The sequence below is a fragment of the Phaeobacter sp. JH20_37 genome (assembly GCF_048056015.1).
Lineage (GTDB): Bacteria > Pseudomonadota > Alphaproteobacteria > Rhodobacterales > Rhodobacteraceae > Phaeobacter > Phaeobacter bryozoorum.
In genome coordinates, this window is the sequence record NZ_JAYMWW010000014.1 from 219,432 (window position 1) to 235,839 (window position 16,408).

The following is a 16,408-nucleotide window of genomic DNA, read 5'->3' on the forward strand; positions in this document are numbered from 1 at the left end:
CCAACATCCCTGACCGTGGCGGTCAACCTTAGTCCATCCCCAAAATCAGCCACCAATTTCCCCTGTCTCGCGAGCGAGCCATTCCTCGCGGGGCAAATTGGCGTCTGATTTTGGCGCAGACATTTTCTTCGCAAATGTGGCCGATTGACAGCCCCGTTCAGGGCCGTGGGTCGGGCTTTGCCCTCTCCCACTCTGTTCCGCCGAATACATGCGTATTCGGTCAGATCAGGTGGCCGAGGCGCAGCCCATCGGCGGAAGGGGGCGCGCAGCCTCACCCGCGTCACTTTGATCGAGGAGGCCACAAATGGCACCGAAGTTTGATGTTTATGCCCATGTCACCGACACCATTATTGCAGAGATCGAGGCAGGCACGCCGCCGTGGCGCAAGCCGTGGACCGGAAGCGCGTCTGGCATTGCCTTGCCGACCCGACACAACGGCGAAGAATATCGCGGGATTAACATCCTGATGCTCTGGGTCATGGCGGCCAAGCATGGCTATGTGTCCAGCCGCTGGATGACCTACAAACAGGCACAGGAGCTGGGCGGCCAAGTCCGCAAAGGCGAAACGTCGTCCACCGTGGTCAAATACGGGACGTTCACCAGAGAGAACGAGCTGGGCATCGAGGAAGAGCTTCCCTATGCTCGTGCCTATCGTGTGTTCAACGCGGATCAGATCGAAGGTTTGCCGGAGGATTATTACATCCGGCCCGAGGCCCCGCGCGATCTTGGTACGGCAGAAGATCCAGAGCTTGAGGCGTTTTTCAGCCGGACAGGGGCCGAGATCCTCACCAGCGACGACCCGCGCGCCTATTTCAGCCCCGCCAAAGATCACATCCACATGCCGCCGATTGCCACGTTTCACGATGCGGCTGGCTACTATGGGACGTTAGCTCATGAGGTGATCCACTGGACTGGCAGTGAAAAGCGGCTGGAGCGGATCAAGAAATTTGCGAACCGCGAGGCCTATGCGTTTGAAGAGCTGGTGGCGGAAATCGGTGCTTGTTTTCTGGGTGCTCAGATTGGCGTCGCGCCGGAATTCGACCAAAGCGCCGCTTACGTTGAAGGCTGGTTGAAAGCGCTCAAGGAGGACAAGCGGGCGATTTTTCGCGCGGCGTCCGAGGCGCAGAAGGCAGCCGATTTTGTCTTAGCAGCCGCAGGGCAAACGAAAGCGGCCGCAGCATGAGCGGCCCCGCAATCCTACCCCCGATGACGTGCCGCAAATGCGGCGCGTCAAACCCGATTATCTTTCTCGCGCCGGTCATCGTGAAAGGCAGTTGCTCCTGCATTTGCTTGGATTGCGCCGAGGCCCGCTCGTGGCTGGATCCGGACGGCAACTTGAAAGCCGGTGTTGAGCTTTAAGCACTTGCGCCTCGCCTCAAGTGGCGGGGCGCAGGCCTTGGGCCCTGAGAAGAGAAATTGTGGCCCGTGCTGCTGCGCGCGGGCCTCCCTGAGAAACGGACTGTGCGGAGGATCGACTGGCTTTCAGCCCGCTCACCTCCTTCAGGCTTCTTTCAATTTGATTGGTCCGCCCAACATCCCTGTCGCGTCCCGTCAATGGGCAAGCGCCGCGCGGGCGCGTCGTCAAAGCCTGCAACCCGTGTCCTCGCGCGAAGGCGCGCTGCGGGCCGCACCAGTTGCTGGCTTCGACCCTTTGACTGGCCGCTCCAGGGCCGTGGGTCGGGCTGTGCCCCCACCCACTCTGTTCCGCCGAATACATGCGTATTCGGTCAGATCAGATTGGCCGGTGTGCAGCCCATCGGCGGAAGGGGAGCCAAGCCCCAACCGCAGCACCCAAGAGGAGGCCACAAATGGCTCACAAATTTCAGCCCCCAAGATTCTGGACCTGCGACTGTGATCGCACGACCGGCGGTCACATCATCGACGGGCTCTATAGCACCTGCATCTATTGCGGGAAGCATCGGCACGAGCTGAAGGAGATCGTTGTCCCGTCAGGTTTGGGCGGCGTGTTCTGTGTCGAGATCCTCAGCGTCGAAGAGGATTGCGCCAAGGTGAAGGTGGTCAAAAGCTCGAACGGCTTTGACGCGCTGCCGCCTTTCACCGTGCCTTTCAAGGACATCGCCCCGCGTTGGAAACACAAGGCAGGAGAAATCCGATGACCCCTGACTATCACAGCGATGATTTTGCGACCGCGCGTCTGGAAGACACCGTCAGCCTGCGAAGCGCCGCCCGCGAAGCACGCGCCACGCTCTACGCCGTGTTGAACCGGCTGGAGCTCAATGATCTGGACGGCGAGGAGCAGCCCTATATCGACGATTGTCTTGGGGCTCTCGCAATCCTTGAGGAGGCGTTGCGATGACCTTGGAAGACATCAAAGCAGCAGTGGACGCGGGCAACCGCGTTCACTGGGTCAACAGCGGATATGTAGTGACGCGTGATGACCTCGGGCAATACCTCATCACCTTCACACGGAATGGGTCAGCTATCGGCTTGACCAGTCGGGATGGCACCCGCCTGAACGGCGAGCCTGACGAATTTTTCATCGGGGAAAGTGCAGAGGTTTGCCATGAAGTATTCTGACATCAGGCAGGCGGTCCGAGAAGGCCGCGCCAGCGTGCATCTTCATGGGTTCTGCAATCTGCCCGATGGCGGGCAGGAGTATTGTGATGATCCAGCACGGATCGATGGCTGGGCGATCTATGTTCGCGTCGAGACCCCGGACGACCCGCAACAGCCCTTTGATCTGCACGAGTTGCCCGACCATCAAACCTATTCCAGCGCCGAAGGCGCGGCCCGCGCAATAGCGCTGCAATTGCTTGGCGATGCTGAGGCGTGGAACCACGACTAGTGGTGCCATACCTTGCGCATGGGGCCGGGCTTTGCCCGGCGGTCGCAGCCTATGGCTACTCCAAACGGAATACAGGCAGTCAATGCAATATTATAATATTGAATCAATTATGGCGAAGTGCCATAACAGGGCTGCCTGTATGATGCTGGCAAGAAATAGGGGTGATTACTTCACATGGGTCGACCGCGCGCACCACAGCACAAGCGACTGACGCAAAACCAGCGTTTTGCCATTGTGCGCAAGCGTGCCGAAGGGGTGCCGATCGAGGATCTGGCCCGCGAATTTGGCGTCACGACCCGCAGCATCTTCTACACCTTGAAGGCCGATCAAAGCCGCAAGCTCGACGCGCGCGTGCGTTCAGAGCTGGTGAATGTCCGGCTGACGCCAAAGGAGCTTGCGAGCTTCGATGCGGTGTTGACGCGGCATGATATCAACAGCCGGGCGGAGGGGTTGCGGCGGCTGATCCATGCCTCAAACGATCTCTTCGTGCCTGACGATGAACTGGCCAACCAGATGCAGGGGCTGTCGGCCTCGCTCAATCGCACCGGCAACAACATCAACCAGATTGCGCAGCGCCTGAACGAGGCAAAGCGCCAGGGCAAGACGCCGACTTATGGGAATTCTGCCCATGGTCAGGTGCGCGCCTTGGCCAGGCTGATCTTCGACATTGCAGACCAGGTTCAGGACATGGCGCAGCGTCGCCGAAGTGCATTGTCCGGTGAGGTTGCACGCGTTCTGGGAGGCTTTGCCGATGGCCCGGAATAGCGCCGTTGCCGCCGCGCAGGAGGCCTTTTTCGATCGCGACTGGAGCCGCATTCGCGGCAGCGTTCCGCGCGCCCGCGCAAAGCAGATGGCGCGCGCCGCCATGGGGCATTCACCCGCGATCTTTAAAGCCATTCGCGACGGCGGCACGCACACCAAAACTCAGCTGCGCAACCAGCTGGAATATCTGACCACCAAGTCGAGCTTCATCATCGACAGCCGTGGCACCTATGATGGCCAAAGAGTCTTGTCCGCGAAAGAGATCGAGCAGGTCGCGCGCCGGTTTTCAGCGCAATGGAATGAGGGGTTCCATCCCAAATTGGGACATACCTCGCATCTCTTGATGGCCTTCCCAATTGGCACGCGCGGCGAGGATGTCGCCGAGATCACGCGCGAGATTTGCGAGCGCTTCTTTCAAGGCGAAGGCAGCCACTTTGACTACATTGCTGCCGTGCATGAGGATCGGGACCACCCGCACGCGCATGTCGTGCTGAATCGGCGCAGCAAGGATGGCGAGTTCTTCTTTCTGAAGGAAGGGCACCACTTCAACTACGACAGTTTTCGCGAGGCCATGGTCGAGGTTTCGGACCGCTATGGTCTGCGCCTTGAGGCGACCCGAAAGCTCGAGCGTGGGATCACGACGAAGAGGCCAAGCGATGCAGACCAGCGTCGCGCGGAAGCCACGGGCCAGAAGCTGACCGAGCGTGAGCGCGTAGGCCCAGAGCTTGACCGTGCCTTGGCTGAAGTCGCCCAGAACGCGCGACTCTATCGTGGCCTAGCGGCCGAGGCCTCGCGCGGGAACCAGCATGACATTGCAGCAGCCTTGGACAAGGCCGCGACGCTTTTGGCGCAGGGCAAACCGATTGAAGCAGATGGAAAGGTATATGGCATGGCCGAAGAACAGCATTCGTTTGATGAGGTCGTGGATGCCTTTCACGACAAGATCAACCAAGCTGAACGCATTGTGGCGGACGCCCCGGTGGAGCGGCGTGCCGCGCTGGAGCATGAGCTGAACGACATCTATCGCTCTTTGTCGCATCTCAGCCCAATGGGAACGCAGTCCCACACCTTGCTCGAAGATGCGTCCAAAAGTGGGATCTATTCTGCCGCGAACATTCAGGCCGACGCCCAAAGTGCATTGCGGGATACATCTCTTACCGAACGTCTTCAGCAGGCTTTGAAAGGCACCGGCATTGATGCGCAGGATGTGACGCGTCGCGTCGAAATCGGCGCGGGCAATGCCGCGCTGGAGCGGCAATGGCTTGGACAGGATCTGAGGGCGATTGCCGAGAAGGACGGCTTTGACCTGTCACGCGCCGATGAGCTCGAGAAAGCGATCGACCGTCTCGACCAAGTGCACAGTGATCTGGGCCGCGCGTTGGCAGATGCTGAGGTTCTTAAAGACAGTGGGACGGTGGAGACCGACCGACAGGAAGCCATCATCGACCGGCTTCCGCCGACCACTGCTGACATCCTGAGCCGTATGAGGGACGACCCAACTGCGGATCCATTCCACAGCGATCTGGAGCGCGAGACCTTGCGCGCCGAGCTGGAGGAACTGGTTGGTGAAGAAAGCACTCTGGACTTGGCGATTGGCGATGAGACCACGCTGGAGGAACATATCGAAGACCGCCTAGACCGGCTCTATGCGGCCAAGGCCTATCTGCAGAGCGACGCCGCTCTGGCGAACAGTGTGGCGATGGAGCATGTCCTCGACGAGATCGTCAATGAAGAAATTGATGTTCAACGCGAGCGGCATGTCGATAGCGATGGCGAAAAGGGTGTGACGCATGGGTAAGGCGCGGATCGCACTCGGCGTCATGAGCTTTGCTCTTCTGGGCGCGGCATTGGGCTATGTCCTGGCGTCGGCCTTTCTGACGGTTCGCTGGTTCGGGGTCGGGTCGGAAATCGATTTTCTGATGCTGGCGCGTGGTTATGTGGATTTTCGGGAAGCCCAGCCGGACCTTGTGCAGATCGTTCACCTGATCGTCGGGATCAGCACTGGTGGCGGTGTTTTGCTTAGTGCGGTCTTGATGAACGATGCGCTGACCAAATTTGGAGAAACCCATTGGCAGCACATGTCCGAGATGAAACGGAACGGCTTTTTTGGCAAGCCCGGCCACGGCTTTGTCCTCGGCAAAATGGGCACGCCCAAGAGCCGCAAACCGTTTGTCATGTCCAAGGTCTTTCCCCATGCCCTGATCGTGGCCCCGACCGGACGCGGCAAGACGACGGGTTTTGTTATCCCAAACCTTCTGACCTATCAGGGCAGTGCGGTGGTGCTGGACGTGAAGGGCGAAAACTTCGAGGCAACCGCCCGCCACAGGGCTGCACAGGGTGACAAGGTGTTCCGGTTCGCGCCAACAGACTGGAAGGATGGCCGTTCGCACCGGTACAATCCTTTGCTGCGCATATCGGCGCTGGAAAATGTCGACCGCCAGCAGATGGAGCTGCAACTCCTGGCATCCCTTTTCCTGCAAGCTGATAGCGACCGGGTCCAAGGGCTCCTCGATGGCGGCATTGACCTATTTGTGGCGGCAGGGCTTTTGGCGTTTGAACGAAAGCGGCCGACCCTGGGCGAGATCTACCGCATCACCGCATCAGGCGGTGACAAGCAGAAGGAGTATCGCCGCCGCGCTGACGAAGTGGTCAACCCAGCCGCCAAGCTGATCTTCATGCGCATGGCCTCGACCAACAACGACACGCTGACGTCCTACCTGTCGCTTCTGATGACCTCGGGCCTCAAACAATGGTCGAACCCTGCGATCGACCGCGCGACAGCAACGTCAGACTTTGACTTTCGTGACATCCGAAAGACGCCGTTTTCCGTCTATCTCGTGGTTGAACCGCTGATGGTGAAACCCCTCGCGCCGCTGATCCGTCTGTTTTTCTCGGACTTGTTGGCATCTCTGCAGGATCATGAACCTGGCAAGGACGAGCCTTGGCCGGTGATGATCATGCTCGATGAGTTCAACCGCCTAGGCAAAATGCCCATTGTTCTGGACAGCATCGAAACTCTGCGATCCTACCGGGCCAACCTCGCGATCGTCACACAGACGATCCCGGCGTTGGACGAGATCTATGGTGAAAATGCCCGCCGCGCCCTGCAGGGTAACGCGGGCATCAAGCTCTATCTGACCCCCTCAGATGAAAAGACCATCGAAGAGCTCAGCAAAGCCGTCGGCAAAACAACCAAGCGTGTTGTGACCCGCTCGCGATCAGTCGGCCGAAACCCCTTCGCCGGTCGCAGTATGTCTGAACGGACTGAAGAGACCGCGCTGCTACCTGAGGATGAGGCGCGGCGCATGGATCTTGATGACATCGTTCTGGTGGTCGACGCGCAAATGCCTGTGCGAGCCAAGCGGATCAAATACTATGAGGATCGGTTCTTTAAGCAGATCTTCGACAAGCAGAGCGGCGATCTGCCATATCCCTCAGCCGGAGACCAGATGCGCGGTCTGCAAGGGCAAATCAAGGCGCTGGAGGCGAAGATCGGGGCGCTGGAGGTGCCCAGAGCAGTTTCCGGTGACGGCTCTGAAAGTGGAGGGAAACGGCGCGATGAAATTGAAAAGTTGGCGTCCGGCAGTGAAAACGCACAGTCAGGTGACAAGGCCAGTTCAGGTGACTACCAGGCCGGAACTGAAAGGGTAGAGAAGTTCATGGAAGAGGCCGCTCGAGGATGAGGGGGAAATCCAAACCTCCGCTGCACCTGCGATAGAACAACGTTAGAATCTAAAAGCAGACCACTATGGTCTGCATGCTTACAACGTTGCCAATTCTTAGCGCGCTACCTGATAGAGCGTTTTACCGACAGCAATAAATGCACTATGTTCACCTCAGGATTGTAAGGCGGGCGAATATTTTGACTGATTATTGGGATGGCGAGCCGGTAGGCAAAAAAGAGTTGCTCCGGTTGCTAACACGCCAGAGTAGTTGGCTTAGGTGGGAAAGTGAAAAAGAAGCCTCCGAAGACCCAAGCAAAAAGCCTAAATCCGGATGCAAGGAACAAGTTGAAGAAGCCCTATTGGCGGCGCTACACTCTACCAATGTCGTGGTTCTGTTGGGGTCTGGGGCGTCGTTCTCCGCTAAGAACAAAGATGGGCCGAATGCGCCGGGGATGGGCGATTTGTGGCATGCCGTGCGAGATGCTGCTTCGGAACAGAACTTGGCCGACCAAAATGAGTTTGACGATCTCTCAAAGAAAGTAATGGGCGGCCTGCCGCAGAACGACAGCGAGGGAAAGCCGAAGGCTGGAGATATCGAAAGCCTGTTAAGCCTCTGCAAGATGCAAATCGAGCTGCTCAGTATTCGGGCCAAGAATGATCCTGATTTCGCTGATAGGCCTTGGTTGGAAGAACTGATCGAGTTTGTTCGCGTTGCTGAAAACACCATCTTGGACAAAGTGGGCTTCGTTGGCGCAGGGACAGATTTGCCAGCGCATTCGGCTTTCTTGAAGAAGTTCGCTCGTCGCTCTCCGGAAAAGCCCCGAGTTAAGCTCTTCACGACAAACTATGACCTTTGCATTGAGACGGCAGGGCTACGTCTGGGCGTGGTGCTGGTCGACGGGTTCTCCCACAGTGCGGAACAGCGATTCAACCGCGACCACTTCGACCACGATATCGTGCGGCGAGCCGCATCCGGCACGAAAGCCGACTACCTCGACGGCGTGTTTCAACTCTACAAGCTGCACGGGTCGGTGGATTGGCGGCGATGTTCCGATGAGGTCGTTATTCGTAGCCTCGATGATCCCGGCAAGGACCGAAAGCCAGTCCTGATATATCCTCGGTCTTCGAAGTATCAGGAGGCGTTCGAAAGCCCCTATCTCGATATGTTCGCGGCCTTGCAGGCAGCTTTGCGGGAACCTGACACGACGCTGATCGTCTCTGGGTTTGGTTTCGCTGACGATCATATCAGCGCCCCGATCTGGTCAGCCATCGAAACGAATCTGTCCCTGCGCCTAGTGCTCTGCGATCGTGGGTTCGTAGAGCAGCAAAAGCTATTCGATGACGAGGTGCAGGAAATCGACCTCGATCTGGGCGGACAACGCCGTTACCAGAGCAAGATCGCGCGGCTTGTACAGCAAGGTGACACTCGCATCATTATGCTGAACGGGCGCTTCGAAGACCTTGCCGATGCTCTTCCGATGATCTCAGGCAAGACGGATCGACAGCTCTTGAAAGACCGGCTTGAGAAGCTGCGCGAAGGTGATGACAGTTGAGTGAACTTGCCTCGCTAATTGACCCGTCTAAGCGCATCGGGACAGTCACGCGGGTGACAGCCAGCGCTGTTGAACTCACCTTACCAAATGCGCTTGCGGCCCTCGGCAGGCGAGGACTGGCGAAGGGATCAGTTGGTAATTTCGTCTTTGTCGATTGCGACCGCGCTGCAATCTTGGGGCGTGTCACGGAGGTTGGCATTCCAGATCGGCAGCGCAACTTGCTGGAACACCAGATCGAAACTGATGCCTCGGTTGAGCCGCAGGGGCACGTCCAACTGCTGGCGACCGTAAGCAAGACCACGCGAAAGGTGACACGCGGGATCAATACACAGCCAAGGGTTGGCGACGGAGTTTATCTCGCGGAAGGCGGGGCGTTGTCCCATTCCATCAAAGATGCACTTGAAGGTGGCAATGCACGATTGCTCGTAGAGTTAGGCCATCTTTCCGGGCTAGATGACGCTGCTCTGAGTATTCCGCCAGAGAAACTGTTCGGTCGCCATTGCGGTGTCTTTGGTGCGACCGGCGGGGGCAAGAGCTGGACGGTTTCCCGCCTTGTGAACGAGATCGTTCGGATCGGTGGGAAGTGCATTCTTTTTGATCCGACTGGAGAGTTTGCTGGAAAGGTCGCAGGAGCCCGTCAACTCGCCTTTGGTGCGGCTACTGCAAAAGGGGTAGAGCAGGTTCATTTCCCGCACAAAAATCTCTCCGAGATTGACCTCTATTCGCTCTTGACCCCTTCCCAACAAGTTCAAGGACCCACGCTGCGAATTGCTATCAAGAGCCTTCGTTTGGCCAAGGCGTTGTTGGCTGGGCAAGGCGACTACACCGTTGAAGAAGATGGTGGGCGAAAAAAGTTCGATATCGACGGTAAGGGGTTCGTAGAGGTATTGGCCAATGGCACGATCAGGAAGGCAGGTAACAGCCGCCATGCGATTTCAGTTGCTCAAATCGCTTTGGCGGAAGAGATAAATAGCGATCTCTGCGACTTTGATCTCACAATACTTGCCGAACAGATCCGTTACGAATGTGTCAAACAGGGCAGCAACAGCGATCATAGTGTGCTTGGGAATTTTGGCAAACCTGACGATTTCGCTCTGGGAGCCTGCAATCATCTCAACGTCCGCATCGAGACCTATCTCAGCGCTTCAGAGCTGGCGTGCATATTCAAATCTGATGGCCAAGATATTACGAGCGTAATAGAAGAGTTCATCGACGACGAAACACAGAGGGCGTTGGTCGTTTCATTTCGGGATGTTTCCTTCAAGTACAATGCACGTGAATTACTGCTGAACACGCTCGGCAGGCACCTTCTTGAACGGGCGCGAGACAGTAGATTTGTCAGTAAACCACTTGTTTGCTTTCTGGATGAAGCTCATCAGTTCATTGGGCGCTCAATTGGTGATGAACAGAATAGCGTTACTCTCGATGCCTTCGGCCTCATCGCCAAGGAGGGTAGGAAATACGGACTGACAACTGTCATTGCGACCCAACGTCCCAGAGATGTTCCACAAGATGTTCTCAGTCAACTGGGAACGCTTTTTGTGCATCGGCTCACCAATGACAGAGACCGGGAGACCATCGAACGAGCCTGCGGCGACCTCGACCGCAGCGCTGCTGCTTTCATCCCATCCTTGTCACAGGGCGAGGCGATCATTGTCGGCCCCGACTTGCCCGCACCTTTGCCGGTAATGATGAGTAAACCAGAATCAGGGCAGCAGCCGGAAAGCCACGGCCCGAAGTACCAAGAGTTTTGGGGAGAACGACAGGCCACCTCCGTGGTTGAAAATTAAGTTCGGAAAGTCGCAGATGAAACGGCAGTCAAGAAATCCAAAAAAGTTCGACACGCTAGAACTGTATTCGGCGCTTTCCCGTGAGGAGGGCTTTCAAATAAATGCCCCCGGCGATCTGGAGACATTTCACAGAAGAATTGGAGAATCCTTAAGGGCCACACTGAGCAACCCCAATGTCCTACACGGTAAGCGCGTTGAGGCTATGTTTGCCTATGTTGCGGGGGCTATGGGTCGATGCAAGTACTTAAAACAGGAAGACGGTGGTACTGCTTTTGCATCTTCCGATGACTATGTTGCTCCAGACTATCGTATAGTAACTCACTCTGACGAGCTATTTCTGGTGGAGGTAAAGAACTTCCACATGAAGCACTTTTCATCGGTATACCGGATAAAACGGGCCTATCTTAAGAAGCTCGAGGCCTACGCGAGAATTAACCGCGCTGATCTCAAACTTGCAATTTATTTTTCAAGGGTCAATCAATGGGCGCTTCTTTCCCCTGAATCATTCTTGGAAAAAAACGGCGAGCTTTGGATAGACCTACCTCATGCCATGGCCCGAAGCGAGATGTCGGCCTTCGGAGATAGAAAGATTGCGACTTTGCCCTTATTGCGGTTTGAGATGCTCTGCGATCAGGAAGGTGATGAATCGCGCATCTCGAACGACGAGACAGCAGCCATTACGATCAAAGAAGTCAAGATGCACTGCGGAGACCAACTGCTCGAAAACTCCATAGAGGCAAGGATCGCATTCTACTTAATGCGCTATGGTGATTGGGAGACAACTCAGGATCCCGTCGTCATCACCGACGGGCGAATTTCGAAAGTATCATTTTCGTCGTCGCCACGTGAAGCCACAACCGATCAAGGGTTTGAGATTGTTGGCAGCTTGAGTTCAATGGTTAGTAACGCATTTCGAGAGCTGACGGTCGATGATGGCTCAGATATTGTTTCGCTTGATGTAAAATACGATCCTGAGTTTTTTGAACTCGCAATTCCGGAAAACTATAAGGGCGAAGGGCTACCCATCTGGCAGTTCATAATTCAGCCCAATCCTGAATTTTCGACGTAGAAATCTGCGTTAGTGTTCTGGCTCAAAATGTCCAAGTTCCAGTGTTTGGGGTGTTCAGGGTCGCTGAGAACTTCCCGTTGTCGTTCTTCCATTCGCGGAACGGCGATTAATCGAGTGGCCAAGGCCCGGTCCTTCAGATGTATCGGGTTTGACCATTGAAGGTTTTGGTTAGAGGCCTTCAATATAGTTGTACCGGGCTTCGTTTCCGCCGCGTTCATATCGCTGTTCGTTGCGGGCTATTCTTGGAAACCGCCCATTGTTTACATCTTGACCGAACCGACGGCCGAACCTTTGCCGAGCCTGTCCATCGCCGATTTGAGCCCATTCTTCGGGCGTGAAGAGGTCTTCGATGTTGAAACCGTTTTCCGGTTGCTGTTCTTCTAATCTTTGTTGGATCTCAGCGTAGCGCTGTTCGAATCCTTGTCCCTCTTGTCGCTGGGGTTGTCTGGCCATTTGATCATCCATTTTTCTTGAGGTCCTCAACCTTCAATAAGCGAAGAACAGCTTGCTTTCTATGAACTAGACAGCTTCGCCGAAGCAATATTGCAATGAATGGCAGCTATGGGAACTCCTATTCCAACCGCTTCGCACGCTCAGCCACCCGCTGAACCATCGAAACAGTCGCGCCGCCCGCCTGACGTATCCCAGCCCCGGCGATCTCTGCATTCGACCTCGTTCCAAACCGTGCCCGCGCCCGTGAGCCCTTGGTGCCAATCAACCCCTTTGCGAAGCCGCCCGGTCCCGGAATGCTCGGCGGTCCGGCCATCATGAAGTTGCCTGAGATCGATCGCACGATCAGCGGGGTGGCGATGATCATGCCGCCTGCGAGGAACATCATCATGAAGAAGGGCACCAGCGCGCCGATGTTGCTTGCGCCGGAAGGATCTCCGAGTTCTGTCATCAGCGAGCGGGACATGCCGACGACGGTGGAAAACACGCCTGCGATCACGAGGGGGTATAGCGCGTAGGATACGGTGCTGGACAGCCAGCGGTGGAAATAGTCCTTGCTGACATCAAACAGTGAAAGCGCGATCATGATTGGTGCGATGCCGATCATGAAGGCCAGCATGATTTTGGCGAAGATCAGGACAAGGCCGCAGAGCGCACCGATAACGCCCAAGAGGAACGCGCCGATCGCGCCGATCAGGGCTCCGGCCATCCAATGCATGTTGTCACCGGCCGCGTTCAGGTAGTCGCCAAATTCCTCGATGAGACTGTCAAAGGCCTCGGCAAAGTAGGATGCACCTACGCCGCCACCGCCAAGCCCGGCCACCATGCCGCCCGCAAGTTGGTCTAGGCCATCAATCAGGGCGCTTGCCACGGCGTTGAATTGGACCCAGTTCATCGCAAAGAGGGTGATGAGCATAAGCTTGAGGGCGAACCAGAAGGCAGTTCGTCCATCCATGGATTTGTACTGAAACACCATGTTGAGAAAGACGCCTATGACAGCGAGCGTCGAGGCCACGGCGATGATGCCGCCTAGTTGACCCGCGACGTTGCCAAAAGTGGTTTGGGCCGCGTCGTCCAGAAAGTTGTCGGTTGTCTCGACCATCCAGGTGACGACGCCCATTGGGTGCTCCTATGCTTTCTCGGTCGGTTTGACACGCCAGATGTCGCGCTTCAGGAAGGCCTTCAGGATGTGTTCGCCGTCGAAATCCGGCACGACCGAGACCAGTTCCCAGCCTTCTTGGCCGAGTGCGGTCAGCTGCGCTTCAATCTTTGGCGGCTTTGTCTTGGCGGTGTTGATCTGTTCAATCTTGTACTCAAACATGGGCTGTTTCCTTTGAATGGGCCGGATCAATCGGCAGGTAGAATTCGGTGATGCCGCGCGCGCCTTCATGGCGACCGGCCTGGATGATCACATCGATGGAGCGGGTGATGTAGTCGTTCATGTCCTGGTAGGTCATGGGCACGTCGGTTTTCAGGGCGGCGATAGCTAGGCGCTGGACCGCCAGCTGCGGCGTCTCAGCGTGTAGCGTGGTCAGCGAGCCACCATGGCCGGTGTTTATGGCCTCGAGGAAGGTCATGGCCTCTTTGCCTCGTACTTCGCCCAAGACGATGCGGTCCGGTCGCATGCGGAGCGTGGAGGTCAGCAGGACATCAGCGCTGCGCGTGGCCTCATCGCGGTCAGACATCAGCGTGACGACATTGGGCTGCGTTGGCCGCAGCTCGGCGGCCTCTTCGATCGTGATGATGCGCTCGTTGGCGGGCACGAAGGAGAGGATCTTGCGCGCCGTGACGGTCTTGCCGGTGGAGGTCCCGCCGGACACGATCATGTTTAGCTTGTGGGTGACGCAGAACGTGATCGCAGCGTCTATGTCGCCTGTAGCGACGACATCGCGCAATTCGGCTTTGCGCTTGCGCCGCGCACCTTCATTGCTGCGCTCTTTGCCGAAAAGGTAGGACAGCTTGATCTGCTCAAGCGGCAGGTCGGCAAAGAACCGCAGTGAAATCGCGTGACCGCCATCAACGGCTGGGGGCTGGATGACTTGCGCGCGGATCGGGCGGTCCCGGTAGGTGATGCTGACCGAGACGATAGGCTTGGTCCGGCTGAGGGTGGTGTTCGCGGCCGAAGCAATCTGATTGCCAAGGTCCTTGATCTCATTCGGCGAGAGCCGACGACTGAGGGACCGCATGAAGTGATCCCCTTGAAACTCCGCCCACAGCGTGCCGTCGGGGTTGATGCAAAGCTCGATCAGCTTCGGATCACGCGCCTCGGGGATCTTGTCCATCGAGCTTTGCAGATAGCTGGCGGCCATAGTCAGAAAATCTCCAGATCGCGGTCGACCATCACGGTGACGCGGGCACCTTGATCGACATAGATCACGGGCGAGACGGAGAGATATTCGCCAATCACGCTTTGCGCGCTGTCTTGCAGGTCTTCGCCAATGCCTTCCAGAACATCAGAGGTGATCTCATCTTCGGTGTTCTGGGCTGCCACGGCGGGCAAGGCTCCGATCAGCGATATCAGGGAGGCTGACCCAAACCGCGTGCCAAAGCGGCTGTCGACGAAACCGGTTGTGCCGGAGCGCCCCAACTCATCACCGCCAAAGGCGCTGATTTCGACGGTCTGGTTGCTGGGCAGAATGATCCGGTCCCAAGCGATGGTCACGCGTTGTTGCGCGATGTCGAGGCCAGATTGATATCGCCCGATCAGACGCGCGCCGCGCGGGATCAGGATCCGCGTGCCGTCATAGGCGTGGACATCTTCCGATACCATCGCGCGGACCTGACCGGCGAGCGAACTGTCAATTGCGGTTTCCAGCACAGCCTGGATCATCGTGCCCTGAACGACTGTGTTTGACGGATTCACAATCAATTGAGCCTGCGTCACCTCAGCGGGATCTGCGCCGTTGCGGACAAAGTCTGTGTCGCCATCAAGCCGCCGCTGCTGCGCGGCGGTTTCATTGCTGCCGCCTTCGGCGCCGCCAAAGGCGATGATAGGACTGGCGATGCGGGCTTGGAGTTCCTCAAGTTCGGCTTGCCGCCGCCGTTCTAGTTCCTGAAGGCGCAGTTCTTCGGCCGTGGGGCCGGTTGGTGCTGGTGTGCGAGGGGTTTCCAGGCGTGCAAGCTCCAGATCATTCTGCAGTCGCTGTATTTGTCGTGCACGTTCTTCCAACTCCTCGCGCAAGGCGGCTTGCGTTGCTGCTGCCTCGCTGCGCAGGGCATCGATCTCTGCACCCAAGGTATCCAATGCCTCGATGTCGACGGTTGGGGCTTCAGGTGCTGGCGCGTTGCGCAGAGCTTCAAGCTCTGCCCGCATAGCGTCCATTTGCGCGCGCAGCTCTTCTGTTTCGCGGTCTGGTTCCGGCTCCGGCGGCGGGGTTGTGTCTATCGGTGCAGGCGTGGGCTCGAGCGCACCAAAGCCCGGTCCCGCCGCCTGGAACTCATCCGGTGAGGCGGTTTCCAGGCTGTCGGGTTCAGAGCCGCCAGAGAACAACAGCAAGAGACCGCCAAGGGTCGCGATTGCTCCGATGCCTAGGGCAATCGTGACAACAGATGGCCGTGACTTGCGGTTTTGTGGTTTTCCTTCAAGTGCTTCTAGGCGCTTCTTAAGTTCGGCGGTTTCACTCATCTTGGTTTGCCTCGCTCATCTCTTGGACGCAGAGCTCATCCTCACCGAGCCTGAGAACCCATCGATCGCTGACACCTGACACACGGATCACGCCGTCTGGCCTTGCGAGAGCATTCACGCTGCGCTCATTGCCAGCCGACCAGCGAAAGATCGCGGGCAACGGCGCGTTTGAGGCGAAGCGGAAATAGGTGAAGGTCCCGTCGTCCCAGATTTCTTGCGGGGTGATATCGGACCGCGCGCTGACGCCATAGGCGTGGTTTGCAGGTTGGCTTGCGGCCACTCGGGATTGCTGGGGAGCGGACTCAGAATAGGTGAAGCGGATGACATAGAAGGTCGGCGAGCTCGCCTCGGTCACGTTGAAGTAATAGCTGCGCCGGTTGGTGTAGACGGTGATGTTGGTATGCGCGCCGCGCGTGACGGGCTTGATCGCAAAAGCCTGACCACCCGGCACGCCGTCCAAAAGGAACCCTTCAGTGTCACCGGCAATGATCGAGCGGATGGTCTCGCCTTGGCCAAACTCGATGCTGGTCACGTGGGTCAGGCTGGTTCTGATGCGATAAACCTGCCCATCCTGATAGGTGGCCAGCCGGACGCGGGCATCATAGGGGCCTTGGCGCGGCTGGGTCTCCGCATAGGCGGTGCCAGCAAGCGGAACAATGAGGGCGAGGATCAAGAACAGGCGGCGCAT

At 57.4% G+C, this 16,408-nt stretch carries 17 protein-coding genes; 11 read left to right on the forward strand and 6 right to left on the reverse strand.

Going from position 1 to position 16,408, the window contains the following annotated elements; all coding sequences use genetic code 11:
• Nucleotides 1-304: 304 nt before the first annotated feature.
• The 11 genes from VWZ87_RS12345 (at nucleotide 305) to VWZ87_RS12395 (ending at nucleotide 11,645) form a co-directional block, all read left to right on the forward strand.
• A complete protein-coding gene (locus tag VWZ87_RS12345) occupies nucleotides 305-1,183 on the forward strand; it encodes an ArdC family protein (protein WP_416601085.1) in 879 nt (292 codons plus the stop codon).
• A 625-nt stretch (nucleotides 1,184-1,808) separates the two neighbouring features.
• Complete coding sequence (locus tag VWZ87_RS12350) at nucleotides 1,809-2,117, forward strand: hypothetical protein (protein ID WP_416601088.1); 309 nt, start codon at nucleotides 1,809-1,811, stop codon at nucleotides 2,115-2,117.
• Nucleotides 2,114-2,317: a hypothetical protein gene (locus VWZ87_RS12355; RefSeq protein WP_014880597.1), complete on the forward strand. Its 204-nt coding sequence runs from the start codon at nucleotides 2,114-2,116 to the stop codon at nucleotides 2,315-2,317. Before VWZ87_RS12350 ends, VWZ87_RS12355 begins: the two co-directional genes overlap by 4 nt.
• Complete coding sequence (locus tag VWZ87_RS12360; RefSeq protein WP_416601093.1) at nucleotides 2,314-2,538, forward strand: hypothetical protein; 225 nt, start codon at nucleotides 2,314-2,316, stop codon at nucleotides 2,536-2,538. The genes VWZ87_RS12355 and VWZ87_RS12360 overlap by 4 nt, the downstream gene beginning before the upstream one ends.
• Entirely contained in the window at nucleotides 2,525-2,806 is a 282-nt protein-coding gene (locus tag VWZ87_RS12365; protein WP_416601096.1) for a hypothetical protein, read from the forward strand. Before VWZ87_RS12360 ends, VWZ87_RS12365 begins: the two co-directional genes overlap by 14 nt.
• 174 nt (nucleotides 2,807-2,980) lie before the next feature.
• A complete protein-coding gene (locus VWZ87_RS12370) occupies nucleotides 2,981-3,571 on the forward strand; it encodes a hypothetical protein (protein WP_416601099.1) in 591 nt (196 codons plus the stop codon).
• Complete coding sequence (locus VWZ87_RS12375; protein ID WP_416601102.1) at nucleotides 3,558-5,366, forward strand: relaxase/mobilization nuclease domain-containing protein; 1,809 nt, start codon at nucleotides 3,558-3,560, stop codon at nucleotides 5,364-5,366. The genes VWZ87_RS12370 and VWZ87_RS12375 overlap by 14 nt, the downstream gene beginning before the upstream one ends.
• Nucleotides 5,359-7,251 carry a type IV secretory system conjugative DNA transfer family protein gene (locus tag VWZ87_RS12380; RefSeq protein ID WP_416601105.1) on the forward strand — a complete coding sequence of 631 codons (1,893 nt, stop codon included), beginning with the start codon at nucleotides 5,359-5,361 and terminating at the stop codon, nucleotides 7,249-7,251. The genes VWZ87_RS12375 and VWZ87_RS12380 overlap by 8 nt, the downstream gene beginning before the upstream one ends.
• A gap of 137 nt (nucleotides 7,252-7,388) precedes the next feature.
• Nucleotides 7,389-8,786, forward strand: coding sequence for an SIR2 family protein (locus VWZ87_RS12385; RefSeq protein ID WP_416601108.1), 1,398 nt, complete (start codon nucleotides 7,389-7,391; stop codon nucleotides 8,784-8,786).
• Entirely contained in the window at nucleotides 8,783-10,576 is a 1,794-nt protein-coding gene (locus tag VWZ87_RS12390; RefSeq protein WP_416601111.1) for an ATP-binding protein, read from the forward strand. Before VWZ87_RS12385 ends, VWZ87_RS12390 begins: the two co-directional genes overlap by 4 nt.
• Before the next feature lie 16 nt (nucleotides 10,577-10,592).
• On the forward strand, nucleotides 10,593-11,645 hold the full coding sequence (locus VWZ87_RS12395; protein WP_416601114.1) for a hypothetical protein: 1,053 nt from the start codon (nucleotides 10,593-10,595) through the stop codon (nucleotides 11,643-11,645).
• Nucleotides 11,646-11,813: 168 nt separating this feature from the next.
• On the opposite strand, the gene VWZ87_RS12400 is transcribed toward VWZ87_RS12395, so the two are convergent.
• The 6 genes from VWZ87_RS12400 to VWZ87_RS12425 form a co-directional block, all read right to left on the reverse strand.
• Nucleotides 11,814-12,110 carry a DUF1413 domain-containing protein gene (locus tag VWZ87_RS12400; protein ID WP_416601117.1) on the reverse strand — a complete coding sequence of 99 codons (297 nt, stop codon included), beginning with the start codon at nucleotides 12,108-12,110 and terminating at the stop codon, nucleotides 11,814-11,816.
• Between the two features lie 106 nt (nucleotides 12,111-12,216).
• Nucleotides 12,217-13,215: a type IV secretion system protein gene (locus VWZ87_RS12405; RefSeq protein WP_416601119.1), complete on the reverse strand. Its 999-nt coding sequence runs from the start codon at nucleotides 13,213-13,215 to the stop codon at nucleotides 12,217-12,219.
• Nucleotides 13,216-13,224: 9 nt separating this feature from the next.
• Entirely contained in the window at nucleotides 13,225-13,416 is a 192-nt protein-coding gene (locus VWZ87_RS12410) for a DUF4177 domain-containing protein (protein WP_416601122.1), read from the reverse strand.
• Nucleotides 13,409-14,404, reverse strand: a complete 996-nt coding sequence (locus VWZ87_RS12415; protein WP_416601125.1) for an ATPase, T2SS/T4P/T4SS family — start codon at nucleotides 14,402-14,404, stop codon at nucleotides 13,409-13,411. The genes VWZ87_RS12410 and VWZ87_RS12415 overlap by 8 nt, the downstream gene beginning before the upstream one ends.
• A gap of 2 nt (nucleotides 14,405-14,406) precedes the next feature.
• On the reverse strand, nucleotides 14,407-15,720 hold the full coding sequence (locus VWZ87_RS12420) for a TrbI/VirB10 family protein (protein ID WP_416601128.1): 1,314 nt from the start codon (nucleotides 15,718-15,720) through the stop codon (nucleotides 14,407-14,409).
• On the reverse strand, nucleotides 15,713-16,408 hold the full coding sequence (locus VWZ87_RS12425; protein WP_416601131.1) for a TrbG/VirB9 family P-type conjugative transfer protein: 696 nt from the start codon (nucleotides 16,406-16,408) through the stop codon (nucleotides 15,713-15,715). Before VWZ87_RS12425 ends, VWZ87_RS12420 begins: the two co-directional genes overlap by 8 nt.